The following is a 24,759-nucleotide window of genomic DNA, read 5'->3' on the forward strand; positions in this document are numbered from 1 at the left end:
GGGTGCGTATGATGTGTCTGCACCCTAGGGCGTCCGGTAGGCGCCTTCTGTTTCCGTGGGAACAGGGCGCCGGACTCAGGCGAAGCTGTCGTAGCCCACCCGTCCGCTGTCCAGCAGTTGCCGAAGGCTCGATATGCCGCGCACGACATCGGCGCGGTTCTCGGCAGAGGAAAAGCCGATTCGGATGCGGTGGAAGGTCCGCTCTGTCCGCCCCGCCTTGAACTCGTCCTCGTCATCGATGAGAACGCCCGCCTCAAGCGCCGCCTGCTTGAACGTGCCCGACAGCCAGGGATCGGGGAGTTTCAGCCACAGGAAGGGCAAGCGCGGTGAGGACACGAAGTCCTGGCCCGACAGCAGCGTGCGCGCGAGCGCCTCGCGCTCCATGATTTCGGCGGTTGCCTTCGCCCTCAGATCGTTGGCCGCGCCGGTGAGCACGAGGCGCGCGCAAAGCTCGGCCAGCAGGAAGGGCAGGCCTCCCGTCACCATCTTGTGGGAGACGCGGATGCGGTTGGCGAAGTTGGGTGGGCACGCCACCCAGCCGCCCCGCACGCCCGCCGCCACCGATTTCGAAAGGCCGCTCACCACGAAGGTGCGTTCCGGCGCGAATTCGGCGATCAGCGGCCGCGTGTCATTGACCATGCTGCCGTAAAGATCGTCCTCAACGATCCAGACGCCATGAATCCGGGCGAGTTCGGCGAGCGCCCGCCGCCGCTCGACAGACATGACGCCCGCCGTCGGGTTCTGGGCGCTCGGCATGAGGAAGACGAGCTTCGGATGCTGCTGCGCGCAAACCCGGTCGAAATCATCGGGGATCATGCCTTCGCCATCCATCTCAACCAGAACCGACCGCCGGCCGACAAGACCGGCGGCACGGCTGACCGGCGAATAGGAGAGGGTTTCGAAGGCAATGCGATCGCCCGGCGAGGTGACCGCGGAAATGATGGAAATGATCGCAGCGTGAGCCCCGAGTGTCGGCACGATATCGCCCGGCGCAGGGCGAAATCCGTTGCGCGCCATCCAGCGGCTGCCAGCCTCGAACCAGTGGTCGGGGAAATTCCGCGTATAGCTGGCGATCTCGCTGTAATGATCGCGCGTGATGCGCGCGACAATCTCTTCCAGCACGGCGCCCTGACCGACATCCGGCGCGGCGGTCGAATCAAAACGCAGTTTGCCGGCCGGTGCATTGATCGGCCGCGTGCCCGCCAGGGACGTGGTGAGCGGATCGGCCTGCTCCGGGGGCCTGCTCTCCGGCTTGTCGAGCACATAGGTGCCGCGTCCGACTTCGCCGCTGACAAGGCCGCGCTGGCGCACGATCGTATAGGCACGCCCCACGGTTCCGATTGTCACACCGATGTCGAAGGCCAGATTGCGCTGCGGCGGGAGCTTGTCCCCCACGGCAAGGGCGCCGGAATGAATTGCAGCCTCGATCTGGTCTGCGAGGCGCTGATAAAGGGGGCCGTGCCCCTCGGAAAGATCGGGAAGCCAATTTGTCATGGCGACAATCTATGCATTGTTTTGAGTGTCTCGTCAATTGTATCGATTGTCCGACAATGCTAGATCGAGACAATGAGGTGCAATGATGCAACGGCAGGATTATATCGATACAATAGATACAATATTCCCCGACGGCCATGCGCGCGAAAGCCTGTTTCGCTCGAGCGGCGACATGCTGTCGCCGGCCGCGGTCGAAACACGGTGGTGGAGGCGGATTTGGGATGGATTGCGCTACTGGCATATCCGGCGCTCGGGCCGGCTGTCGCTGCGCGACCTGACGCCCGACCAGCTGAAGGATATCGGCGTCAGCCATGAAGCCGCTCAGGCGGAAGCGATGCGCGCAACGTCGATCATTGAGGCGATGCGGGACGGAAGCCGCTGGTTCAGCAGCCCGCGCCGCCGGCGGCCCAGCGCCTGATATCGGTCGAGATACGTGCCGACGTGGGGCCGGACATGAGTGGTCCGAAGGCCTGCAACTGGGCGGGCTGCCCTTCGGCCTGAACGACAAGCAGCGGCCGCGATTCCGGCGAGTGGCGGGGCACGATGAGGATGCGCGGGCGGCCCGAGAAGGAGTTGAGTTCCGGCGCCAGGCGATAGTCCGCAAAGGCGGGATCCTTCGCCTTGAACCAGCAGCCATTCGCCCCGAGCGCGACGCGCTCCATGGTCGCCAGCGCCGTTGAACTCGGCTTCGGCGCAGCCGGCGGCTTCGACTGGCATGCTGTCAGCACCAGGGCTGCGGCGGCCAAGGCCACAATGCCTGCCGATGACGACACGCGGACGGAACGGGAGCGGAGCGTCTGGACGGGCATCGGGCAGCTTTCTTCACATCAGGGGAAATTGAGGGGTCGCTGTGCGCGAGCCCCATGGCGCTGCTTTTGCGCAGCGCCGGATATGGGCGAGGTTGGAACGGAGCTACAGTTCCTTGCACGAGGATCGCCCGGTCGTGCGCCACCAGCCTCAGGCTGCGATGACACCGAGCGCCGATGCGAACAGGCCGCGACCATCGTCACCGCCATGGGCCGCCTCGATCAGGTTTTCCGGATGCGGCATCATGCCAAGCACATTGCCCTTGGTATTCACGACGCCGGCGATGTCGTTGATCGAGCCGTTCGGATTGGTGCCATCCGCATAGCGGAAGACGACCTGCCCATTGCCCTCGACCGCCTTGATCGTCTCGGCATCGGCGAAATAATTGCCGTCGTGATGGGCGACGGGGCAGCGGATGATCTGGCCCTTTGCATAGGCTTCCGTGAACGTCGTCTCGGCATTGACGACTTCGAGCTTGATCTCGCGGCAGACGAATTTCAGGGAGGCATTGCGCATCAGCGCACCCGGCAGCAGGCCGGCCTCCAGCAGGATCTGGAACCCGTTGCAAACGCCGATCACCTTCACGCCCTTTTCGGCCTTCTCGCGGATCGCCTGCATCACCGGCATGCGGGCAGCGATCGCGCCGCAGCGCAGGTAATCGCCATAGGAGAAGCCACCGGGAATGACGATCAGATCGACATCGGGAATCTCGGTCTCCGTCTGCCAGATGGTGACGGGCGCCTTGCCGGAGATCTTGGTCAGTGCCGCGATCATGTCACGGTCACGATTGAGGCCGGGGAGCTGGACGACGGCGGACTTCATGGCTGATGTTCAAACCTTGCCTGGGCCTCGGCAAGCTCGCGCAATTCGAGGCGGTTTTCGATACGGTCTAGACGCTGCTCAATGTGGGCAAGCGAGCCGCGCAGGTTGTTCAGGTCGCCTTGCAGATTGTGAAGCTGTCCGCGAAGCACCAGATTGTCGCCTCGCAGCTCTCCGTTTGCCTGATCCAGCTTGTCAAACCGGGCATGCATGCGTCGGAGAAGTTCGTGCATCCACTCCTGCGTGACATCGCTCATCCCATCCTCCATCACAACCGTGGCCTTTTCGACCGACGGCATTGATGGGGGGAAGGGTCTCCCTCAACCGTCAGGCGAGGGAGATAGAATAATTCTCGATCACCGTGTTGGCCAGAAGCTTTTCGCACATGGCCTTGAGATCCGCTTCGGCGGCTGCCCTGTCTGCGGTTGCCAGTTCGAGGTCGAAGACCTTGCCCTGACGCACCTGGCCGACGCCATCGAAACCGAGGGCGCCGAGCGCGCCCTCGATTGCCTTGCCCTGCGGGTCCAGAACGCCGTTCTTCAGCGTCACCGTTACGCGTGCCTTGATCACTTGACGTTCATTCCTGCTTACTTGACCAGAACGGGGCCGGAGCCGCGCGGCGGTTCATTTTCGTTCATGATGCCGAGGCGGCGTGCCACTTCCTGATAGGCCTCGACGAGGCCGCCCATGTCGCGACGGAACCGGTCCTTGTCCATCTTTTCCTTGGTCTCGACGTCCCAGAGCCGGCAGCTGTCGGGCGAGATCTCGTCGGCGAGCACAATGCGCATCATCTCGCCTTCGAAGAGGCGGCCGCATTCGATCTTGAAATCGACCAGCTGGATGCCGACGCCGAGGAAGAGGCCAGAGAGGAAGTCGTTGATTCGGATGGCGAGCGCCATGATGTCATCGAGTTCCTGCGGGCTTGCCCAGCCGAAGGCCGTGATGTGTTCTTCGGAGACCATCGGGTCGTCCAGCGCATCGGCCTTGTAGTAGAATTCGATGATGGAGCGCGGCAGAACCATGCCTTCTTCGATGCCGAGGCGCTTGGCGAGCGAGCCGGCGGCAACGTTGCGCACGACGATCTCAAGCGGAATGATCTCCACTTCCTTGATCAGCTGTTCGCGCATGTTCAGCCGGCGGATGAAATGCGTCGGAATGCCGATCTTGTTCAGATGCGTGAAGATATATTCCGAAATACGGTTGTTCAGCACGCCCTTGCCGTCGATGACATCGTGCTTCTTCTTGTTGAAGGCCGTTGCATCATCCTTGAAGAACTGGATCAGCGTGCCAGGCTCGGGACCCTCATACAGGATCTTTGCCTTGCCTTCGTAAATACGGCGGCGACGATTCATGGAGTTTTCTCTGTAGTTGCCCGTGCTCTTGGGAAGCACGGCTTGAAGTCTCAATTCGGGTCCATATCGGAAATGAACGGATTTAACAATCTCTGGGGCTTGACCGTCCACCATTTGCGCGTCTTGGCGACAGTTGCGGCCGGCTTCGGCACACGCCGACTGTCGCGATAACATTCTATCACAAAAGCGCGGGCTACCGAAGCAGGCGCTTGAAGAGTGGCCGAAGCTCGCCCCATATGCGTGTAACCACTTGAAAAAAGGGAGACATCCATGTCGACGCTCACTGAACGCCAGGCCGCCTTCGAATCGAAATTCGCCCATGACGAACAACTGAAGTTCCGCGTCGAAATGCGCCGCAACAGGCTGGTCGGCCTCTGGGCAGCAGCACTTCTGGGCAAGGACGACGCCGAAGCCTATGCAAAGGAGGTCGTGGCCGCCGATTTCGAAGAAGCCGGCAACGAGGACGTCGTCCGTAAGATCGCTGCCGATTTCCAGGCCGCCGGCCTTACCCAGTCGGCCGATGATGTCAGAGAAAAGATGGCGGAAATCTTGGGCGAGGCCGTGCGCCAGGTGGAGGCCGGTTGAGAACCCGAACCTTCTTCAGCCTTTCAGGCGGCTGAGGAACTGCGCAAAGACCATCGTGCCTTCCGGCCATGGCCCATGGCCGGATTCCGCGTTGATGTGGCCCGACTCACCGGCATCCACCAGGAAAGACCCCCAGGCATTGGCCATGTCCTCGGCATGTTCGTAGGCGCCGAAGGGATCATTGCGGCTGGCGACCGTGATCGATGGGAAGGGCAGGGGATCGCGTGGATAGGGGCCGAAGGTCATCAGATGCCGCGGCCGGATCTCCGGATTGGCGACATCCGGCGGCGCCACGAAAAAAGCGCCGGCGATCGGTCTGGTGAACTGCGGGACCGCCTGGATGGCGGTGGCGACACCCAGCGAGTGGGCGACGATAACCACCGGGCGCTCGGCTTCGTTGACGGCCTCGACCATGCGGGCGACCCAGTCCTCGCGCACCGGCTTTGCCCAGGCCTCCTGCTCCACGCGCCGCGCGGTGGACAGTTTCTGCTGCCAGCGTGTCTGCCAGTGGTCCGGCCCGGAATTGGTGTAGCCGGGTACGATCAGAATATCAGCTTCAGAGACTTTCATGATGCCGCCATGTGGCGGCAGGCTGTCCGATTGTCAAGGATGGCCAAGTGCCGCAGTCGCGCTCAGCAATAGGCGCGGCAGTGGGATTCGATCTTGGCGGCCGTGTTGGTCGAGCGATCGAGCCGCACGCCGACGGTATCGCCGCGACGCCAGTAGACCGTGCCGGAAAGCCGCCCGACGCGCTCCGACGCGACTTCGATCCGGTCCCCGACCCGGGCGAGCGCCGCGCCATCATTCCGAAGGCAAAGTCCCTCGGTGGAGAGGTTCATGACGGTCGCAGGAGCGGCGCCGGCGCTCGAACGGGCTACGCAGGCAAACATCGTCAGAACACGTTTCCGGCTGCGGGGATCGAAGGGCTTCGGCTGCATGGTCTGGGCTCCTTGCTCAAATCATGAAGAAAGTCTTAACACCCATTCTCTAAGGACTTGTTAAGCAAAAACCCGGCATTTTATCGATGCCGGGCTTTTCCATGCGCTGGAGACAGAAACTGTCCGAAAATCAGCCGAAAACGCGGCGGAAGATCGTGTCCACATGCTTGGTGTGGTAGCCGAGGTCGAATTTCTCGCGCAGTTGCTCTTCGCTGAGCAGGGCGCGCACTTCGGCATCGCCGAGCAGTTCTTCGAGAAAATCCTTGCCCTGTTCCCAGACCTTCATGGCGTTGCGCTGCACCAGACGGTAGCTGTCCTCGCGGCTTGCTCCGGCCTGCGTGAGGGCCAGCAGCACGCGCTGCGAATGAACGAGACCGCGGAACTTGTTGAGGTTCGCCATCATGTTGTCGGGGTATATGACGAGCTTTTCGACGACGCCGGCAAGGCGATGCAGGGCGAAATCCAGCGTCACCGTCGCATCGGGGCCGATGGCGCGCTCGACGCTCGAATGGCTGATGTCGCGCTCGTGCCACAGCGCCACGTTTTCCATGGCCGGAACCACCGCCATGCGCACGAGCCGCGACAGACCCGTCAGGTTTTCCGTGAGCACCGGATTGCGCTTGTGCGGCATGGCCGAGGAGCCCTTCTGGCCCGGCGAGAAGAACTCTTCCGCTTCCAGAACTTCCGTGCGCTGCATGTGGCGGATCTCGATCGCGACATTCTCGATCGAGGAGGCGATCACGCCGAGGGTGGCGAAGAACATGGCGTGCCGGTCGCGCGGGATGACCTGGGTCGAGATCGGCTCGGGCTGAAGGCCGAGCTTTGCGCAGACATGCTCTTCGATCCGCGGATCGATATTGGCGAAGGTGCCGACGGCACCCGAGATCGCCCCGGTGGCGACTTCGGCGCGCGCCGCTTCGAGGCGGGCGCGGTTGCGGGCCATCTCGGCGTAGAAGCGCGCGAAGGTGAGACCCATCGTGGTCGGCTCGGCATGGATGCCGTGGCTGCGGCCGATCCGAACCGTGTCCTTGTGCTCGAGCGCCCGCGCCTTCAGCGCCGCAAGCACGCGGTCCATGCCGGCAAGCAGCAGGTCGGCAGCGCGCACCAGCTGGATGTTGAAGGTCGTGTCCAGCACGTCCGATGACGTCATGCCCTGGTGCACGAAGCGCGCGTCGGGACCCACGATTTCGGCGAGGTGCGTGAGGAAGGCGATGACGTCATGCTTGGTGACGGCCTCAATCTCGTCGATGCGCGCAACGTCAAAGGTGGCGGCGCCACCCTTTTCCCAGATGACGCGTGCGGCATCGGCGGGGATCACGCCGAGCTCGGCCAGCGCGTCGCAGGCATGCGCCTCGATCTCGAACCAGATGCGGAACTTGGTTTCGGGCGACCAGATGGCCACCATCTCCGGTCGGGAATAGCGCGGGATCATGGGCTCTTCAGCTTTCTTCGATGTGGGAGGAACGGGTTTTGCCGCAGCCTCTAGCAAAGATGACCACGCTTCACAACGCCGCTACGGCTTCTCAGCGCCCGGACCATGCAAGCAGCAGACTCGTTGCAAGAAGCAGCGGAAGACCGAGCGGAAGGAAAAGCGGCACCCCGATCACCAGGAACTGGTAGGAGGCGCCAGCCATGGTGAAGATCTGCTGCAGGCACCAGATGTAGGTGAAGACGGGCGCATGCCACTGCGCATAGAATGTCCGGTAGTCGAGCGCGAAGACAAAAGCGGTCACGGCGACCGTGAAGACCGTCAGGCACAGGAAATGGGCGGCAAAGCGCGTTTCGCGCCGTGCGCGTCGGGTCGCGACATGCGCAAGAAGGCCTGCCGGCATCCATGCCAGCGCCCCACCGGCAAAATAGACGAGAAGGATGGGGACGAGACGCCCTGTTTCCAGCCGGTTGCGCAGGTAGAGCGCGGCCAGCACTGCGGCTGCCATCGCAAGGCCCCACAGGATGGCACCGCCAAGCCAGTATCTCCGTGACGGGAAGCGACGCGCAGGCAGGCGGAGGCGGGCAGCATTGTCCTTTCGCACCCCGTGCCCTTCCGCGCTGCCGCTCATTTCGTCGGGCCGACGGGCAGGGGTACCGCGATCCAGCGTCCGTCTGTCGAGCCTTCGAAACCGCGGGAAAGAACCTGGACCATCACGACATGCATCTCGTTCATGTCGAGGGGCATATAGGTCACGACACCGCCGATCCGGTAACCGGTGACGCAGCGGCGGCTCGTCGGCACCTTGCCGGCGTCGTCATGCAGGACGCGGCTGACCGCCGTGCCGGCCGCCTCCGTCAGCGTCAGACGAAAGCTCTTCAGCACGGGCACGAAATCCTTGCAGATCCCCTCGGCCGGCACATCCACCGTCTCGAGCTTCAGGCGGTAAGGCTTGACGAAGTCGGGCGCACCCGGCAGGGCGCGATAGGCCAGCGTGTCTGCGGGCGAATCCACTTCGGTCTCCGGATTGAACGCGACCAGATAGCCCGGACGGTCCGGCAGACGGTACGCATCGATCAACGGCGCGGCCAGGCGGCGCGCATCGCGGCGCGCGCGTGCCAGCGGCGTCTGCTCGTCATCGCCAACAGACCGCACCGGGCTGCCATCAACGAAGGCATCGCGGACAAGATCGATCGCGAAGATCGAGGAATAGGGGAAGCCGGAGCCATCCTGGACGCCGAATTCCTCGAAGGCGAAGATTTTCCCGTCCTCGGAAAAGCCGATGGGCGCAAACTGTGAGACGTCCGACGCCCCGGCGGCGACCGGAAGCAGCATCGCGACTGCGGCGAGGAGCGCGTGCGCGAGCCTCATGACAAGGCGCGGTCCGCACCGACACGCAGCGCGGCGATCCGCTCCTGGTAGCCGGCCGGCGTTCCCGCGGAAAAGACCGCAGAGCCCGCAACGAACACATTCGCCCCGGCCGCCCGTGCGGCCCCGATCGTTTCCGGCGTAATGCCTCCATCCACCTCGATCTCGATCGGGCGATCACCGATCATCTTGCGAATACGCCGGATCTTGTCGACGGTCGATGGAATGAACTTCTGCCCGCCAAAGCCCGGATTGACCGTCATGACCAGCACCATGTCGACCGTGTCGAGCACATATTCGATGACGCTTTCCGGCGTGCCCGGATTGAGCGAAACGCCCGCCTTGCGGCCGAGAGAGCGAATGTGCTGCAGCGAGCGATGCAGATGCGGTCCAGCCTCGGCATGCACTGTGATGACGTTGCAGCCTGCCTTGGCGAAGCTCTCGATGAAGGGATCGGCGGGCGCGATCATCAGGTGGCAGTCGAAGGTTGCCGTCGTATGGCGGCGAAGAGACGCAATCACATCGGGACCGAAGGTGATGTTGGGAACGAAATGGCCGTCCATCACGTCGAGATGGATCCAGTCGGCGCCGGCGGCCGTGACATCGCGAACCTCCTCGCCGAGACGGGAGAAATCGGCGGCAAGGACCGAAGGCGCGATGCGGACGGGATGGCTCATGGCGGGTCTCCTTCTTCAACAGCGCGCATAGCATCCGCGACCGGGTCGAACAACCGCCGCCTGACGCCAGCGGATCAATCAGGCTCTACAAAACGTCCGTCTCGCCAGACCATCAGCCGGTAGGGCGAGGGTGCAAGGTCACGGGCTCCGGTGAAACTGACCGTGCCAATGGCGGTCTGGAACGTACCCTTGGCGATGGCTTCCGCAAGCGGCACGGAGGTCGCCTCGGCCGACCCTTGCGCTTCGGCGGCAAGCGTAATCGCGGCCGCCGCCGGCAACACGTAGCCTTCTGCCACCATGCCCTCTGCCTGCATCTGCTGCACCATCGTCGCTGCCGGGGGCAGGGCGCTGTAATCAGGCAGCGTGACGGCCTCCACGCCGTTTGCGAGCGGGACGGTCTGGTCGGCAGCGTTCAACTGGTCGCCGCCGAGAACCTGGAGAAAGAGCTTTTCGGATGCCGCGTCCCGGGCAAGGATCGCCGTGTCGTTATGATCGCCACTGGTGAACACATGGGTGGCGCCGCTTTTTGCAAGCCGGCGCACAAGCGCGATCTGCTGCTCCTGCGCCGGGCGGAACGTATCGGTAAAGACCGCACTCATGCCCTTTTCGGCCAGTCCGTTGCGGATCGATTCCGTCAGGTCGCGGCTCTGGATGGTTCCGTCGTCGAGAAGTGCGAAGGGCACGTCCTGCCAGTTGCGGGCAATGAAGGCCGTAATGGCTTCGGCCTCGTCGGCCTGGCCGGGCACGAGGCGAAAGAAGGGCCAGCCCTTCTTCAGCGCATCGCCCATCAGCACGTCGGATCGCACGCTGAGGCTGATGGCGGGAATACCGGCTTCGGCAAGAGCGGGCAGGGCCGCCGCCAGCCCTTCTGTGCAGAGAAATCCGATGGCCGCCTGTGCGCCACTGGCGGCGAGAGCCTTGGCGAGCGCATCCCCGTTTCCGCCGGCCTCGCTGCCGGTGGCCTCGCAGCTTTCGTCGATTTCGACAATCTCCACATCCTTCTGCTTGGCCGCAAAGGTCGCGCCTGCGCGGATCTGGTCTCCGAGAATCTGGAAGGGGCCTGACTGCGGCGCCACCACGGCAACGCGCATCACCGCGGCATAAGCCGGGCCAGCAAGAAGGCCGAGCGCAAGCGCGATGGGCAGGATCGGTTTCAGGGCATTGCTCCGTTGTGGATGGCGCCTTTTTAAAGGTGTGACGACGGGCGTCAAAGGAAAAGATGCTGCGGTAAAGCGCATGTGCTTCCCCTTTCGCACACATCCGTTATGTAGGGCGGCGACGTAGAAGGCCGGACAGGATCCGGAGAGACATTTTGGAATCATCGCAAATCGACCCGCGGCTTTACCGCGACGCCATGGCGCGGCTCGCCGGCCATGTCCAACTCGTCACGACAGGCGAGGGCGCGACACGACGCGGGGTGACCATCACGGCCGCCTGCTCGGTCTCCGACAGCCCTGCGACCGTGCTCGTCTGCCTCAACGCGACCAATCCGAACAATGACATCTTCCTCGAAACGGGCTGTTTCGCGCTGCATGTGCTGGGGGCTGCCCAGCAGCCGATAGCCGATGCCTTTTCCGGCCGCGAAGGCCTGTCTGCCGAGCATCGTTTCGCGCTTGGCAACTGGATCACGCTTGCCACGGGCGCGCCGGTGCTGGCGCAGGCGCCGGCCGTCTTTGATTGCCGCCTGGCGCAGACCGAAGTCGTCGGCACCCATCGGATACTGATCGGAGCCGTCGAGGCCGTCCATCTGGGCGAGGCCGACGCTGCACTGCTGTATCTCAATCGCGCCTACCACACGCTCTGACGACATTCTCGCTCGTTTTTGAAGGGTTTACGGGGTGGACAAGCCGCTCACGTTTTCGTCAGGATGGTGGAACTGCCTTCGTGCCCCTGCGTTGCGCATCTCAACTGCGAAGTCGACAGTATCCGTCAAGCTTGGGAGACATCGATGGACAATGCCGCCATCGAAGAGATGTTTGAAAGTCTGGGGCCCGTTTCCATCCGGCGGATGTTCGGTGGCAAAGGCATCTACTGCCAGGGCATGATCATTGCCGTCGAGTTCGAAGGTGGCATCCTCCTGAAGGGCGATGCTGAAAGCGCCACGACGCTGGAGGATGCCGGCGCCGTCCGCTGGGCCTACCAGGCAAGGTCAGGCAAACAGACCTACATGCCCTACTGGTCGATCCCCGAATCCGCCTATGACGATCCGGACGACATGGCGCGCTGGGTCCGCCTCGCCTTCGAAGCCGCCGTCCGGCATGAAGCGACCGCTTCCGCCAAACCGTCAACGAAGAAGCGGAACGACGGCCTGCGTGAAGGCTGAGAGCGGCGTCGGCAGGTCATCAAGCGCAAACCAGCCGAATTCCGACAGCTTGTCTGGCTCGGTCAACCGGGGTTCGCCGGAAAAGCGCGTCGCGACGTAGAGAAGGGAAACCCAGTGCTGGCCATCGGCCGGTATGATCTGCTCCGTCACACCGAGAAACTCGGCATCTGCGATCACAAGACCGGTTTCCTCTATGGCTTCGCGCAGGGCGGCATCCTTGGCGGGCTCCATGGCATCCACCTTGCCGCCGACGATGTTCCAGTAGCCGGCTTCCGGCGCTCGCAGGCGGCGATAGAGCAGGAGCTTGCCATCCCTGACGATAGCGAGACCAACGCCAACGCCCGGGAAATCGATTCCCGGGCGTTGCGTCAATGTGATTGGGGAGGCCATCGCCGGAGGCGGTTCAGGCCTTGCCGGCGATCAGCATGAAGGCCGGAATGTCGTCGCCGAAGCCAACCGGCGTCGGACCGTCGTCCTGGTCGCGACGGTAGCGGTTGCGGCGATCCCGGTTATCGTCGTTGGCGGCCGGCTGCGGGGCGCGACGGCCCGAGCGCGGTGCATTGTTGTTGCGGGGATCAGCCTTGCGTTCTGCGTTCACGTCGGGTGCCTTCTGTTCGACTTCAACCGTTTCCACTGCGACTTCCGGAAGCTCGGCGACGATCTCGTCGGCCGAAGCCCGGCGCGGCGCGCGATCACTGCGATCCCGCTCGCCCTTCTCGCGACCCCGGCCGCCGCTCCGCTTGTTGCGGTCGCGACCCTTGTCAGGCCGGCCGCGCTCTTCCTGTTCCGTCGGTTCGGGAAGGGCGGAGAGATCGCCGTTCAGCCATTCGATCTTCTGATTGATCAGTTTCTCGATGGCGTCGGAGAACTTCGTGTCACGCTTGGTCACCAGCGTGAAGGCGGCACCGGACCGGCCGGCGCGACCCGTGCGACCGATACGGTGCACATAGTCCTCGGCATGGATCGGTACGTCGAAGTTGAAGACGTGGCTGACATCGGGGATATCGAGCCCGCGTGCAGCAACGTCGGAGGCAACCAGCAGCTTAATGTGGTTGTCCTTGAAATTGGCCAGCATCGTCATGCGCGAGCGCTGGTCCATGTCGCCATGCAGGGCGCCGACGGAAAAACCGTGGCGGTCCAGCGACCGGAAGAGGTCTGCGACATCCTTCTTCCGGTTGCAGAAGATGATTGCGTTTTTCAGGTCTTCCTGGGCGCGGATCAGGTCGCGAAGCGCGGATCGCTTCTCGTAATCCTTGCCGTTGCAGGCAACGAAACGCTGCGTGACGGTGGTCGCGGTCGAGGAGCGGGCCGATACCTCAACGCGCTCCGGATTCTGCAGGAAGCGGTCGGCGAGCTTCTGGATCTCCGGCGGCATCGTGGCCGAGAAGAAAAGCGTCTGGCGCGTGAACGGGATGAGCTTGGCGATGCGCTCGATATCCGGGATAAAGCCCATGTCGAGCATGCGGTCGGCTTCATCGATGACGAGGATTTCCACGCCCGTCATGAGCAGCTTGCCGCGCTCGCAGTGATCAAGAAGGCGGCCGGGGGTGCAGATCAGGACGTCTGCGCCACGCTCGAGCTTGCGATCCTGCTCGTCGAACGACACGCCGCCGATCAGCAGCGCGATATTGAGCTTGTGATTCTTGCCGTATTTTTCGAAGTTTTCGGCCACCTGTGCGGCCAGTTCGCGCGTCGGCTCGAGGATCAGCGTGCGCGGCATGCGCGCCCGGGCCCGACCCTTTTCGAGAAGCGTCAGCATCGGCAACACGAAGGATGCCGTCTTGCCCGTGCCAGTCTGTGCAATGCCGAGAATGTCGCGGCGCTGCAGGGCCGGCGGGATCGCGCCCGCCTGGATCGGCGTGGGGATCGTGTAACCCGCGTCGGTGACGGCAGACAGGACTTTTTGGCTCAGGCCAAGATCAGAGAATGTGGTCAAAGGGAAATCTGTTTCCGTTCCGGTTCGAAAGCGAACACTGGTTAGCCGGCGGAAAGCGGCCCGTCGGGTGAGGGCTGCATAAGCCCAAGCGCCCGGGAAGTCAAGAAAACCGGGTAGTTGAGCCGGCCAAACAGTAAATTTTCGACGTTTTCGCACTTTTCGCATCGAAAACGCGGTCTAATACGAAAGAAAAATGACGAAAACGACTGCAAACAGTCGAATATTCGACCTGGCAGACCTCGTGAAACCGCACGACCTGCTGCAGCCACGGCCTACTCGATGTAGTGCCCAAGCTTGATGCCTGCATTCAGGAACCGCATGGGATCCACGGCCTCGCCGTTGATGCGGACCTCATAGTGCAGATGCGGGCCGGTGGAGCGGCCGGTGTTGCCGGCACGGCCAATCGTCTGGCCGAGACGCACCTTGTCGCCTGCGACGACCGTGATGGCGGAAAGGTGTGCGTAGCGCGTCGTGACGCCATTGCCGTGATCGACCTCGACCATATTGCCATAGCTTCCGGCCTTGCCGGCGGAGACAACCGTACCGGCTGCGGTCACCCGCACGGCCTGGCCGACCGTCGCGCGAAAGTCGATGCCGGCATGCAGTGCCAGCCGTCCGAAGAAGGGATCGACGCGATTGCCGAAGCGGCTGGTGATCGGGCTGGTCGGGGCGGGGTTGCTGACGGGAACCCGTCGCGCTTCGTTGCGAACCGTATCGAGTCGCGTCAGCGCGGTATCCAGCGCCACGAGCGAGCGGCTGAATGTGTCGGTCTGCTCCGGCTCCACGAACGGCCCGCCGATGGCGTCGGCGTCATCCTGGGTCGTGAGCGCGGCGGTCTCAACCGACGGGTCTGCATCGGCGGGTGTATCGATGGAGGCTGTCCGCAGCGCCGGGAGGTCGATGCCGGTGCGCTGCAGGATGCGGGTAATCTCCGATGCGGCCTTGTCGGCATTGGCCGTCAAGGTTGCGATCCGATCCATCTGCTGGCGCTCGATCGACTTCAGAGACAGGGTCACGCGGGAAAACATCCGGTCTGCCTTGTCGGCCGCACTCTCGCCGACGATCGTACCGCTGCGCAGCGTCGGCGAATCAAAAGCCGGCGGCGATGCGTCCCCAGCATCTGCATGCGCGCGTCCGGAGATCAGCCCTTGGATGGCGGCTGCGCCGCCATGCACGGCCGCGCGCTTGTCCGGCTGGTAGGCCTGCGGTTCGATGCCGGGTGTCAGTCCGTCGTTGGCGGAGCTTTCGTCGGTCGCGCCCGTGTCTAGGCCGATCGTTTCGGCCTTGTCCATGAGCTCGCCGAGCTTGCCATGGCGGCTGGAGAGAGCCATCTGCTGGCGCAGCAGCGTCTCGACTTTTTCCTCGACCACCTGCTGGTCGAGAAGCTGGCGGCTCGTCACGCGATCAACCTGCGCCCGAAGAGCGGCAATGCGATCCTCGTAGTCATGCTGCATGCGCGCCTGGCGCGCCATCGTGCCGCCGATCAGATCGTCCCGCAGCACCAGATAGGCCGTCGCACCGAGATAGCCGACGGCAAGAGCCGCACAGACGCAGACAGACACGGCGGCCATCCAGGGCCGGACCGTCATGTGGCGAACCTTCTCGCCGCTGGCGAGGATCAGCACATGGCTTGTCGCGCGCCTGCCGAAAACGCGATCTTCCGGTCGTTTTGAGGACACCTGTCTCTCCCGTCTGGTGGCGCGTTTTCGCGAGTCCCGAGATGGGATGATTAGACATCGTTAAGGTTAACAAAATCTTTCGATCGCCCTGAAACCCCTGTATTTCAGGGCTTTCAGTGGTTCGTAGCTGCCGTCATGGAGCGGTAGAACGAGGGTGTGAGGCCAGCTTCGGCGCGCGCGATGTCGTTGAAAGGCGCCTTGAGCGGCCCGCGGAAATTCGCGCGCACGAGCGCCTGGAAGGTCGCTGCCGGATCTTTCCGCTCACGGGCGCAAAGGAACCGGAACCACTTGGCGCCGACCGCCACATGGCCCTTCTCGTCCTCGTAGATGACTTTCAGAACCTCGGCACTCTCGATGTCACCGACTGCGCGCAGCCCGACCTGAAGGGAAGGCGTCACATCCAGCCCGCGTGCTTCGAGAATGAGCGGCACGACGGCCAGTCGGGCGGTGAGATCGTTGCGGGTGTCGTGGGCGGCCTGCCACAGGCCGTCATGGGCGGGAAGATCCCCATAATCGGCGCCGAGAGCGCGCAGCCGGTCGCGCACCATGCGGAAATGCTTGGCTTCCTCGAAGGCGACCTGCATCCATCCGTCAAAGAAGGATTGCGGCACGCGCTCGGTCGCGAATCGCGCCACGATGTCGAGGGCGAGATCGACGGCGTTGAGCTCGATATGGGCGAGCGCGTGCAGGAGGGAGATGCGGCCATGCAGCGTGTGCAGCGACCGCTTCTTGACCTGGGTCGGTGGCGTGAGAACCGGTTTGTCCGGCCGGCCGGGCCTGTCCGGAACCGTCAGATCGCGCGGCGAACGAAGCGACAGCCGGCGGGCATGCCAGAGCCGCGCCGTCGCCTGCGCAAGCTCGGTCTTCCGGTCGAGATCGGCCGAGCAGATGGCCTGTACGGCACCGCCGCGCAGGCTTTCGATCCCCAGCCGCTCCAGATCGGGACGCGGCACACTGTGCTGGTCTTCAGCCACCGCCATGCGGTCAGTTGCCCGCCGTGACAGCCGCAAGAACCTCTTCGACGTGACCGGCCACCTTCACCTTCGGCCAGATCTTCTCGATGCGGCCATCCGGGCCGATGAGAAAGGTTGAGCGCTCCACGCCCATGTACTTCTTGCCATACATGCTCTTCTCCACCCACACGCCGTAGGCGTTGCAGACGGCCTGATCCTCGTCAGCACCGAGCGGAATGGCAAGTTCATGTTTCTTCACGAATTTATCGTGGCTCTTCACCGGGTCGGGCGAGACGCCGAGAATAGCGGCGCCGGCTGCCTTGAAGGCCGCAGCATGTTCGGAAAACGCCTTGGCCTCGACCGTGCAGCCGGAGGTGTCGTCTTTCGGGTAGAAATACAGCACGAGCCGCTTGCCGGAGAAATCGGCGAGCGACACCGTCCCGCCGCCGTCGCGCGGCAGAGAAAAGTCCGGCGCGGGGCTTCCGATCGACAGTTCAGTCATGGCGTTACCTTTCTTTGGTCGGATTTCGATGACAGAGGGACCGAAATGACGCTGCCGCCTGGCAGCGGCACAATGAGGGCGCCGACACCGCGCGACAAGAGCACGGAACCATTCGGACGGTCGCTTTTCCACAAACGTTCGGGGGACGGGCCGGCTGCAGCTCACTTTCGGTCTGGCAGGCAACTTTACGGATTGCCCGCGACGACGGATCAGGCCACAAGATGGGATAAGGGTTTGGAGACGCAGGACGGCATGGGAGACATTCGCGGCGAGAAGGTTGCTTTTCGCAAGCAGGATATTGTCGCTCTCGACGCCTTGCCATCGGCCCAGGCCGAGGACGCCCTGATCGTCGATTGTCCGCCGCCCCGTCGCATGGTCAGGCGCATCGTCAAGCTCCTGTCTGCGCTCGTCATCCTGGTCGTCGTTTCCGTCGGAGGGCTGGTCGGCCTGATCGAGGCCGGCGCCTTCGATGCACCCTTGAATGCCCGCGCGCGCACCGCGCTGGAAAAGGCGATAGGCCGCAACGTGACGGCATCGGTCGGCAGCACCGTTCTGCGCATCACGTCGGCCGGCGCCCTCGCACTCGAGGCGCGGGATGTATCGGTCACGGAGCCTGATTCGGCCACGAACATGCTGGAAACCGACTCGGTTTCGCTTTCGCTCGATCCGCTGGCGCTTTTTCGGGGAAGGATCGCAATTTCCCGTATCGAGGTCAGCGGGCTTTCGCTGTCACCCGATGTCTTGCCGCGCGGCCAGCCGATCGATCTGACGAAGGCGCAGATCTCTGCCATACCGGACGTACTTGATGAAACCTTCCGGCAGGTGGAGCTCCTGTCCGATTTCGTCGGGCGCTCCGGCACGCATGTGGTTCGAATTTCCGATGTCGACTTTACCTTCGCGGGACCGCGCCGCAGGCCGATCGCGCTGAACATTGACTCCCTCGATTTCGACCGTCTCGCCGATGGGTCGATGCGGATTGCCGGCAATTTTTCTGTCGATGGTGTGCCCGCTCTGCTGGCGCTCAACGTCGATCAGCGCGACGGCGCGATGCAGGTGCTGTCCGGCACGGTCTCCGGAATGACGCTGACGCCCTTCATCCATCGTGCCGCGGATGCGAGCGAAAGCGCCTTCGGTCTCGATGCCTCTGCAGACCTGAGGGTCGAGGCGCGAAAGGCAGGCAACGACAAGCCAGCCGTCCTGACGTCGGATCTCGATATCCATGCAGGGCGCTTTGATGCCGGCGGCACCTATTCCGAAACCAAACCGTCGCGCCTGTCCATGGCCTACGATTTCGAAAAGCGCTCGCTGGAAATCCTGCCATCAACGATGAATCTCGGCGTTTCACGCTTTCCGCTGAGCGGGGCGATCGTCGATCTCGATCAGCGCGAGGTCGGTGCACCGCCGGGCTTTGCGATCAGCCTGCTCGTCAAGGGCGGCGTCAGCCAGCCGATCGACGTCAACGAGCCTCCGATCGTCTTCGATGCCAAGGCGGAAGGGCGCTACCTTTCGGCCGACCACCGTCTCGAATTCAACGATCTCGCCGTTTCGACGCCGCTTGGCGCGATGTTCGGCTCTCTCGCCCTCAGCTTTTCGAACACCTCGCCGGAAATGTCGCTGGCCGCGATTACCGACAGGCTGGAGACGGCGGCCGTCAAGCAGCTCTGGCCCTGGTGGATGGGCAAGACCAGCCGCCGCTGGGTCGTCGCCAACATTTATGGCGGCACGGTCAACAATGGTCGCATCTCCGTCTATGTGCCGCCGGGTGAACCGATCGACAAGGTCGGGCAGAAGGAGGCGCCGAATTCCAATCTCGACATCACCTTCGCCATGGAGGGTGCGCGCGTCAGCGTCGCCGGCGATATTCCTCCGGTCAGGGACATGGCCGGCGACTTCCATCTCAGCAATACCCGCCTGTCGATCAACGCGAAGTCCGGCACGGCCTTCTTCCCGTCCGGCCGCACCGTGGCCCTGACAGGGGGCGATTTCGTCATTCCCGACACATCGGAAAAACCGCTGATGGGTGAGATGAAGATCGGCGTGGAAGGCAATGCCGATGCGATCGCGGAACTTGGTACCTACAGGCCCATCCAGGCCTTGCAAAAGACCCCGTTCAAGCCCGAGGATTTCTCCGGCACCGTGACCGCCACGGTCGGCGCCCGCTTCGGCCTCGTTTCTGCGCAGAACCCTCCGAAGCCCGTGTGGCAGACCGAGATGACGCTGTCCGGCGTCAGCCTTGCGACGCCGTTGGCGGGCCGCACGCTCAGCGCCATCGACGGCCGCCTGCGGATCGACAATCGCGAGCTGACGCTGGATGCAAGCGCCAAGGTGGATGGCGTGCCGCTTGACCTGGCCGTCGTGGAGCCGGTCGACGGCAAGGCTGATGTGAAGCGCAGCCGCACCGCCAGCGGTACGATCAAGGCCGCCGATCTCCATCGTCTGGTGCCCGCCCTCAAGGAAGTCATTGATGGCAGCATCGCGGTGGAGGTCGCACTTGGCGAAAATGACCGGCAGACGGTGAGCGCCGATCTTGGCCGCGCCGGCGTCACGCTGCCCTTCATTGGCTGGCGCAAGGGCGCTGGGATTGGCGCCAGGCTGAATTTCACCGTCGAGAAAGGCGAGGGCAGCGCGCTGGAGCTTCGCGACGTCGACTTCGAGGGTGATGGCTTCGGCTTTGCAGGCGCGATGACGGTCGATAAGGGCGGTCTTCAGAAGGCGCGTTTCTCGGACGTGCGGCTGACCACCGGCGACAGCTTCGCGGCCGAGATCGCCCGGGCCGCCAATGGATACGCGGTTGATGTGTCAGGCGCTTCGGCCGATATCCGCACGCTTCTGGCGCGCCTGAAATCCTCGGATGAAACTGGCGCCGGGGCGGATGGGAGTGTCAGCAACAACCCCTCCGTCGCCCTGAATGCAAGGCTCGACCGGCTTGCAGGCTTCAATGGGGAAAGCCTCTCGGGAGTGACCCTGAAATATGCCGCACGCGGTGGCGAGATCACTGGCCTCAAGCTTGCCGCTGAAACGGGAAGCGGCCAGGCTGTCGCCGCGAACCTTGTCAGCGAGGGCGGCGATTCCATCATCGAGATGACGAGCGGTGACGCGGGTGCAGTTGCCCGCTTTGCCGATATCTATCGCAACATGCGGGGCGGCCTGTTGAATCTCAAGCTGCGCGACCGCGGCGCGAATTCGTGGCGCGGGGCCATCGACATCCGCAAGTTCGCATTGGTGGACGAGAGCAAGCTGCGCTCCATGGTCTCCACACCGTCAGGCGCCGACGGACGCAGCCTGAACGAGGCCGTCAAGCGCGACATCGACGTCAGCACCGCCCGCTTCGAGCGCGGCTATGCGGAGCTCCTCTATGACCAGGGTGCGCTGCGGGTCGAATCGGGCGTGGTGCGCGGCGTTGATGTCGGCGCGACCTTCCAGGGCACGGTGCGTGACAGGCGCGCCAACATGGACATGACCGGCACCTTCATGCCGGCCTATGGCCTCAATCGTCTCTTCGGCGAACTGCCACTGATCGGCGTGATCCTCGGCAACGGCCGCGACCGTGGCCTGCTCGGCATCACCTTCAAGCTCGACGGCCCCTTCGACAAGCCGCGCCTGACGATCAATCCCCTCTCGATCATCGCGCCCGGCGTCTTCCGCTCGATCTTCGAATTTCAATAGACAAAGAAATGGGCCGGGCTTCCACCCGACCCTTTGATGTGCCGCGGCAGAGCCGTCAATCCATCAGGTTGGACGCACGAGAATGTGCTTCTTTTTGCCGAGCGAGAGCTTGATCACGCCGTCGGCGGTCACATCGGCCGTGCCGACAAGGCGGCGTTCATCCGACATGGCGGTATCGTTGACGCGCACCGCACCGCCCTGAACATGGCGACGGGCTTCGCCGTTCGAGGCGGCAAGGCCGGCGCGGACGATAAGCGCGAGAAGGCCGACACCGGCCTCAAGCTCCGCCGTGGGCACCTCGACCGAAGGCAGGTTGTCGGCGAGCGCGCCTTCCTCGAAAGTCTTGCGCGCCGTCTCCGCCGCCTGCTCGGCCGCTTCGCGACCATGCAGCATGGCCGTGATTTCGGTGGCGAGGATCTTCTTCACCGCGTTGATCTCCGAGCCGCCCAGCGCCGACAGCCGGGCAATCTCGTCCATCGGCAGCGTCGTGTAGAGCTTCAGGAAGCGCGAGACATCGGCGTCTTCCGTATTGCGCCAGTACTGCCAGAAGTCATAGGCCGACAGCATGTCCGGGTTCAGCCAGACGGCGCCGTTGACCGACTTGCCCATCTTGGCGCCGGAGGAGGTGGTCAGCAGCGGCGAGGTCAGCGCGTAGAGCTGCGGCGTGCCCATGCGGTGGCCGAGGTCGATGCCGTTGACGATGTTGCCCCACTGGTCCGAACCGCCCATCTGCAGCCGGCAGCCGGTGCGCTGGTAAAGCTCCACGAAATCGTAGGCCTGCAGGATCATGTAGTTGAATTCGAGGAAGGACAGCGACTGCTCGCGGTCAAGCCGCGTCTTGACGCTGTCGAAGGACAGCATGCGGTTGACGGAGAAGTGGCGGCCGACATCGCGCAGGAATTCGAGGTAGTTGAGACCACGCAGCCAGTCGGCATTGTTAATCATGAGCGCGCCGCCCTTCGGGCCGGCATCGTAGTTCAGGTAATTCGAAAATACGCGCTTGATGGAGGCGATGTTGCCCTCGATCGTATCGACCGTCATCAGCTGGCGCGCCTCGTCCTTGAAGGAGGGGTCGCCCACCATGCCGGTGCCGCCGCCCATCAGCGAGATCGGCTGGTGACCGGTCTTCTGCATCCAGTGCAGCATCATGATCTGGATCAGGCCGCCGGCATGCAGGCTCGGCGCCGTCGGGTCGAAACCGATATAGGCCGTCACGCTTTCCTTGGCGAACAGGGCGTCGAGGCCGGCTTCATCGGAGATCTGATGAATGAAGCCGCGCTCGCTGAGCGTGTGCAGGAATTCGGACTTGAATGCGGACATGGATGAGACTTTCGGACGTTGCGGTTCGACGCCCGGCGCTTTAGCACTGTTTCGGAAGGCAGGCAAAGGGCAGGCGGAAGACCGCGCCCGGATTGGAAAAGTCGCGCATGAAGGACGGACGGTTCACCGCACTCGGGTTGATGAGCGGCACCTCGATGGACGGCATCGACGCCGCGGTGATCGTCACCGACGGGGAGGGCTTTGTGGACCGCTTTGGCTTCCATGACACGCCCTATACGGACGGCTTTCGCCGCCGGCTGGAGAGCGGCCTGAAGGATGCTCTCGCCATCCGTGACCGCACCGACCGGCCGGGTGCACTTGCCGACCTCGAACGCGACCTGACGCTGCTGCATGCCGTCGCCGTCAGGGATTCGCTGGCCGCCTTTGGTCTCAAAGAAGATGCGGTGGATGTCATCGGCTTTCACGGTCAGACGGTGCTGCACCGCCCGCTGGAGCGCCTGACCGTCCAGATCGGCGACGGCGCGCTGCTGGCGCGGGAAACCGGCATTGCCACCGTCTACGACATGCGGGCCGCCGATATGGCGGCGGGCGGGCAGGGTGCACCGCTGATCCCGGCCTATCATGCAGCACTCGCCTCCAGTCTTCCGGCAGATCTGCCGCGCCCGGTTGCCTTCCTGAATATCGGCGGGATCTCTAACCTGACCTTTATCGGCACGGATGGCGCATTGGCAGCATTCGACAGCGGCCCCGGCAACATGCTGATCGACCAGTGGATGGCGGCCCATGACCGGCCCCCCATCGATCGCGACGGGCAGGTGGCGGCGACCGGGGCGGTGGACGCAGCGCTGGCGCAGCGCTACCTCGCCCATCCCTTCTTCACGTCGAACCGCCTGCTGTCGCTGGATCGCGGCGATTTCACACCGCCCGCCAAGGGAGAGATCGGGTTGGCGGACGGCGCCCGCACGCTCGCCCATGTCACGGCGGCCGCCGTGCTTTCCTCGGCGCGGCGTCTGCCGGAGAAGCCGCGATGCTGGATCGTCTCCGGCGGCGGGGCGCGCAATCCCGTCATCTTGGAGGAACTGGCCGCCCTTGCCGGCGACGCCACCGTCGTGACGGCGACGGATGCCGGCTTCGATGGCGCGGCCATGGAGGCGGAAGCCTGGGCCTATCTCGCGGTTCGTTCGCTGAAAGGGCTTGCGCTCACCTATCCCGGCACGACGGGTGTTTCCGCCCCGATGACAGGCGGCGTGCTGGCCCGGCCGGAAGAACGTCCGTGATCAGGCTTTGAAGTCGTAGGCGTTCAGCGCCGGTGGGGTCCAGCCGGCAAGGCTTGCCGGATCGGGCTTGTAGATTTCAACGAGGAGCGGATGGCAGCGCGCCTCGTCGCTCGAATGCACCGTGCCGCAATCGCCGCCGGGGCAGGCCGACAGCGCGCCCAGGAGATCGATCTCGGCGAAGAACTCGAGGAAATCACCCGGCCGCACCGGGCTTGCCTTCATGAAATACTGCTGCGTATCGCGGGTGAAGCCGGTGCACATGAAGACGTTCAGCACGTCATGCACATGCGGCTCGGCTTCACTGATCGAAAGACCGGTTTCGCCGGCAAGCGCCCGCGTCAGGTTGTTGTGGCAGCAGTGGTGATAATCGCCGCCGCCGCTCAACAGCTTGTGCGTATAGGGATCGCACCGCGTGCCGATCACGTCATGCACACCGCCGCCATGTTCGTCAAAACCGTACCAGCCGAGCGTGTCATGGGTGATGGTTGCCATGGGCCGCAGATGCGGCAGGTTGCTCCAGAGGCGATCGCCGGTCGTGACATGTGTGGCGTGCAGCGCCCGCGTCTTGCCGGAGAAGAATCGCTCCTTGAGATCGTTGGCGTTCCACAGGTTGAGGTCGCCGACCTGCGGCCCCTCGATGCTGACGATGCGGAAGAAATGGCCCTGCGGCACCTTGAAGGTCCGCCCCTCGCGCGGCGGGACCACGACCGCATCGATCTTCTCCATCGTTTCGCGTGCCGCCGCCAGCAGGCCCATCGGTGCCGGCGGCAGGGTCGAGACCGGGTAGCACACCACGGGCGCCACGGCCCGACGCGCTTCGGCATCGGCAGGAGCAGGAACGGTGGAACGATCGACCATGATGGTGCCCGCCTGAAGGAACGAAAAGGAATTCTTACCGGATGCGCTTCGCCGCAGGCTCGGGAACCAGTTCGCCGGAAAGACGGCGATCCAGATAGTCTTCGCATTCGGCCATCAGTGTTTCCACCTGACCGTTGAAGAAGTGGTTTGCGCCCGGCACCGATTTATGGGTGATCAGGATACCCTTTTGCGCCTTCAGTTTCTCGACAAGTCCGAGAATATCCTTTTCCGGCGCTACCTTGTCCACATCGCCGGACACGATGAGCCCCGACGAGGGGCAGGGGGCGAGGAAGGAGAAGTCGTAGGTGTTGGGCTGCGGCGCGATCGACATGAAGCCCTCGATCTCCGGACGGCGCATCAGAAGCTGCATGCCGATCCAGGCGCCGAAGGAATAGCCGGCCACCCAGCAGCTCTTCGAATCTGGATGCAGGCTCTGCACCCAGTCGAGCGCCGAGGCCGCATCGGACAGTTCCCCGGCACCATGGTCGAATTCGCCCTGGCTGCGGCCGATGCCGCGGAAATTGAAGCGAAGCGTGGTGAAGCCGCGCTTCTGGAACATATAGAAAAGCTGATAGACGATCTGGTTGTTCATCGTCCCGCCGAACTGCGGGTGCGGATGCAGAATGATCGCAATCGGCGCGCTCTTCTGCTTCGACGGCTGATAGCGCCCTTCGAGGCGGCCTGCAGGTCCGTTGAAGATGATTTCGGGCATGGGGTCTCCGGGCGTTTTCGACCGGAAATAAGCCATCCCGGCCGCATGACAAGTCTTGACGAAATCAGTCAGGTTACCTAGAAATCAGTTTAGAATTATTCAA

Annotated in this window: 27 protein-coding genes; 6 read left to right on the forward strand and 21 right to left on the reverse strand. The window is 63.6% G+C overall.

Annotation, left to right across the window (positions count from 1 at the left end; all coding sequences use genetic code 11):
• Positions 1 to 75: 75 nt before the first annotated feature.
• Positions 76 to 1,494 carry a PLP-dependent aminotransferase family protein gene (locus tag ACED18_RS02935; protein ID WP_377288825.1) on the reverse strand — a complete coding sequence of 473 codons (1,419 nt, stop codon included), beginning with the start codon at positions 1,492 to 1,494 and terminating at the stop codon, positions 76 to 78.
• Between the two features lie 172 nt (positions 1,495 to 1,666).
• Between ACED18_RS02935 and ACED18_RS02940 the strand changes: the two genes are divergently transcribed.
• Positions 1,667 to 1,912 (forward strand): DUF1127 domain-containing protein, encoded by a 246-nt coding sequence (locus ACED18_RS02940; protein WP_377288827.1) that lies wholly within the window; start codon positions 1,667 to 1,669, stop codon positions 1,910 to 1,912.
• Here the strand turns inward: ACED18_RS02940 and ACED18_RS02945 are convergent.
• The 5 genes from ACED18_RS02945 to purC all read right to left on the reverse strand — a co-directional run bounded on the left by ACED18_RS02945 (position 1,878) and on the right by purC (position 4,472).
• Positions 1,878 to 2,240: a hypothetical protein gene (locus tag ACED18_RS02945; protein ID WP_377288829.1), complete on the reverse strand. Its 363-nt coding sequence runs from the start codon at positions 2,238 to 2,240 to the stop codon at positions 1,878 to 1,880. The two genes, ACED18_RS02940 and ACED18_RS02945, sit on opposite strands and share 35 nt — an antisense overlap.
• A 211-nt stretch (positions 2,241 to 2,451) precedes the next feature.
• On the reverse strand, positions 2,452 to 3,123 hold the full coding sequence (gene purQ / locus ACED18_RS02950; RefSeq protein WP_377288831.1) for a phosphoribosylformylglycinamidine synthase subunit PurQ: 672 nt from the start codon (positions 3,121 to 3,123) through the stop codon (positions 2,452 to 2,454).
• The gene (locus ACED18_RS02955; RefSeq protein ID WP_377288833.1) at positions 3,120 to 3,377 is read right to left on the reverse strand and encodes a hypothetical protein; all 258 of its coding nucleotides are present in this window, start codon (positions 3,375 to 3,377) and stop codon (positions 3,120 to 3,122) included. Before ACED18_RS02955 ends, purQ begins: the two co-directional genes overlap by 4 nt.
• A gap of 70 nt (positions 3,378 to 3,447) precedes the next feature.
• Positions 3,448 to 3,690, reverse strand: coding sequence for a phosphoribosylformylglycinamidine synthase subunit PurS (purS, locus tag ACED18_RS02960; protein WP_377288835.1), 243 nt, complete (start codon positions 3,688 to 3,690; stop codon positions 3,448 to 3,450).
• Positions 3,691 to 3,707: 17 nt separating this feature from the next.
• Positions 3,708 to 4,472 carry a phosphoribosylaminoimidazolesuccinocarboxamide synthase gene (gene purC, locus ACED18_RS02965; RefSeq protein ID WP_149737086.1) on the reverse strand — a complete coding sequence of 255 codons (765 nt, stop codon included), beginning with the start codon at positions 4,470 to 4,472 and terminating at the stop codon, positions 3,708 to 3,710.
• A 270-nt stretch (positions 4,473 to 4,742) separates the two neighbouring features.
• Between purC and ACED18_RS02970 the strand changes: the two genes are divergently transcribed.
• Positions 4,743 to 5,057, forward strand: a complete 315-nt coding sequence (locus ACED18_RS02970) for a DUF1476 domain-containing protein (protein WP_377288838.1) — start codon at positions 4,743 to 4,745, stop codon at positions 5,055 to 5,057.
• 15 nt (positions 5,058 to 5,072) lie between these two features.
• On the opposite strand, the gene ACED18_RS02975 is transcribed toward ACED18_RS02970, so the two are convergent.
• The 7 genes from ACED18_RS02975 to ACED18_RS03005 form a co-directional block, all read right to left on the reverse strand.
• On the reverse strand, positions 5,073 to 5,627 hold the full coding sequence (locus tag ACED18_RS02975; protein ID WP_377288840.1) for an RBBP9/YdeN family alpha/beta hydrolase: 555 nt from the start codon (positions 5,625 to 5,627) through the stop codon (positions 5,073 to 5,075).
• A 62-nt stretch (positions 5,628 to 5,689) separates the two neighbouring features.
• Positions 5,690 to 5,995, reverse strand: a complete 306-nt coding sequence (locus ACED18_RS02980) for a PilZ domain-containing protein (protein ID WP_377288842.1) — start codon at positions 5,993 to 5,995, stop codon at positions 5,690 to 5,692.
• A 130-nt stretch (positions 5,996 to 6,125) separates the two neighbouring features.
• The gene (purB, locus tag ACED18_RS02985; RefSeq protein WP_377288844.1) at positions 6,126 to 7,427 is read right to left on the reverse strand and encodes an adenylosuccinate lyase; all 1,302 of its coding nucleotides are present in this window, start codon (positions 7,425 to 7,427) and stop codon (positions 6,126 to 6,128) included.
• Positions 7,428 to 7,518: 91 nt separating this feature from the next.
• Complete coding sequence (locus ACED18_RS02990) at positions 7,519 to 7,932, reverse strand: hypothetical protein (protein WP_377288846.1); 414 nt, start codon at positions 7,930 to 7,932, stop codon at positions 7,519 to 7,521.
• 119 nt (positions 7,933 to 8,051) lie between these two features.
• Positions 8,052 to 8,795 (reverse strand): DUF2259 domain-containing protein, encoded by a 744-nt coding sequence (locus ACED18_RS02995; RefSeq protein ID WP_377288848.1) that lies wholly within the window; start codon positions 8,793 to 8,795, stop codon positions 8,052 to 8,054.
• Entirely contained in the window at positions 8,792 to 9,469 is a 678-nt protein-coding gene (gene rpe, locus ACED18_RS03000; RefSeq protein WP_377288850.1) for a ribulose-phosphate 3-epimerase, read from the reverse strand. The genes ACED18_RS02995 and rpe overlap by 4 nt, the downstream gene beginning before the upstream one ends.
• 74 nt (positions 9,470 to 9,543) lie before the next feature.
• Entirely contained in the window at positions 9,544 to 10,560 is a 1,017-nt protein-coding gene (locus ACED18_RS03005; protein WP_377288852.1) for an ABC transporter substrate-binding protein, read from the reverse strand.
• Between the two features lie 263 nt (positions 10,561 to 10,823).
• On the opposite strand from ACED18_RS03005, the gene ACED18_RS03010 reads away from it, so the two are divergent.
• Both ACED18_RS03010 and ACED18_RS03015 read left to right on the forward strand, forming a co-directional pair.
• Complete coding sequence (locus ACED18_RS03010; RefSeq protein WP_377290999.1) at positions 10,824 to 11,273, forward strand: flavin reductase family protein; 450 nt, start codon at positions 10,824 to 10,826, stop codon at positions 11,271 to 11,273.
• Between the two features lie 144 nt (positions 11,274 to 11,417).
• Positions 11,418 to 11,792: a TfoX/Sxy family protein gene (locus ACED18_RS03015; RefSeq protein WP_377288854.1), complete on the forward strand. Its 375-nt coding sequence runs from the start codon at positions 11,418 to 11,420 to the stop codon at positions 11,790 to 11,792.
• Here ACED18_RS03015 and ACED18_RS03020 read toward each other — a convergent pair.
• The 5 genes from ACED18_RS03020 to bcp all read right to left on the reverse strand — a co-directional run bounded on the left by ACED18_RS03020 (position 11,754) and on the right by bcp (position 16,862).
• The gene (locus tag ACED18_RS03020) at positions 11,754 to 12,182 is read right to left on the reverse strand and encodes an NUDIX domain-containing protein (protein WP_377288856.1); all 429 of its coding nucleotides are present in this window, start codon (positions 12,180 to 12,182) and stop codon (positions 11,754 to 11,756) included. The two genes, ACED18_RS03015 and ACED18_RS03020, sit on opposite strands and share 39 nt — an antisense overlap.
• 13 nt (positions 12,183 to 12,195) lie before the next feature.
• Positions 12,196 to 13,728, reverse strand: a complete 1,533-nt coding sequence (locus ACED18_RS03025) for a DEAD/DEAH box helicase (RefSeq protein WP_377288858.1) — start codon at positions 13,726 to 13,728, stop codon at positions 12,196 to 12,198.
• A 272-nt stretch (positions 13,729 to 14,000) separates the two neighbouring features.
• The gene (locus tag ACED18_RS03030; protein WP_377288860.1) at positions 14,001 to 15,407 is read right to left on the reverse strand and encodes a M23 family metallopeptidase; all 1,407 of its coding nucleotides are present in this window, start codon (positions 15,405 to 15,407) and stop codon (positions 14,001 to 14,003) included.
• 113 nt (positions 15,408 to 15,520) lie between these two features.
• Positions 15,521 to 16,387 carry a ferritin-like domain-containing protein gene (locus ACED18_RS03035; protein ID WP_377288862.1) on the reverse strand — a complete coding sequence of 289 codons (867 nt, stop codon included), beginning with the start codon at positions 16,385 to 16,387 and terminating at the stop codon, positions 15,521 to 15,523.
• Positions 16,388 to 16,391: 4 nt separating this feature from the next.
• Complete coding sequence (gene bcp / locus ACED18_RS03040; protein WP_377288864.1) at positions 16,392 to 16,862, reverse strand: thioredoxin-dependent thiol peroxidase; 471 nt, start codon at positions 16,860 to 16,862, stop codon at positions 16,392 to 16,394.
• A 252-nt stretch (positions 16,863 to 17,114) separates the two neighbouring features.
• Here bcp and ACED18_RS03045 point away from each other — a divergent pair, with 252 nt between their 5' ends.
• Entirely contained in the window at positions 17,115 to 20,528 is a 3,414-nt protein-coding gene (locus ACED18_RS03045) for a DUF3971 domain-containing protein (RefSeq protein ID WP_377288866.1), read from the forward strand.
• Positions 20,529 to 20,591: 63 nt separating this feature from the next.
• Here the strand turns inward: ACED18_RS03045 and tyrS are convergent, their stop codons facing one another.
• Positions 20,592 to 21,848, reverse strand: a complete 1,257-nt coding sequence (tyrS, locus tag ACED18_RS03050; RefSeq protein WP_377288868.1) for a tyrosine--tRNA ligase — start codon at positions 21,846 to 21,848, stop codon at positions 20,592 to 20,594.
• A 107-nt stretch (positions 21,849 to 21,955) separates the two neighbouring features.
• On the opposite strand from tyrS, the gene ACED18_RS03055 reads away from it, so the two are divergent.
• Positions 21,956 to 23,086 carry an anhydro-N-acetylmuramic acid kinase gene (locus ACED18_RS03055; RefSeq protein ID WP_377288870.1) on the forward strand — a complete coding sequence of 377 codons (1,131 nt, stop codon included), beginning with the start codon at positions 21,956 to 21,958 and terminating at the stop codon, positions 23,084 to 23,086.
• Here ACED18_RS03055 and ACED18_RS03060 read toward each other — a convergent pair whose 3' ends face one another.
• Complete coding sequence (locus ACED18_RS03060) at positions 23,087 to 23,944, reverse strand: urea carboxylase-associated family protein (RefSeq protein WP_377288872.1); 858 nt, start codon at positions 23,942 to 23,944, stop codon at positions 23,087 to 23,089.
• A 34-nt stretch (positions 23,945 to 23,978) separates the two neighbouring features.
• On the reverse strand, positions 23,979 to 24,656 hold the full coding sequence (locus ACED18_RS03065) for an alpha/beta hydrolase (RefSeq protein WP_377288874.1): 678 nt from the start codon (positions 24,654 to 24,656) through the stop codon (positions 23,979 to 23,981).
• Positions 24,657 to 24,759 lie beyond the last annotated feature (103 nt).

It is taken from the genome of Rhizobium sp. SG2393 (genome assembly GCF_042610495.1).
Classification (GTDB): Bacteria; Pseudomonadota; Alphaproteobacteria; order Rhizobiales; family Rhizobiaceae; genus RU20A.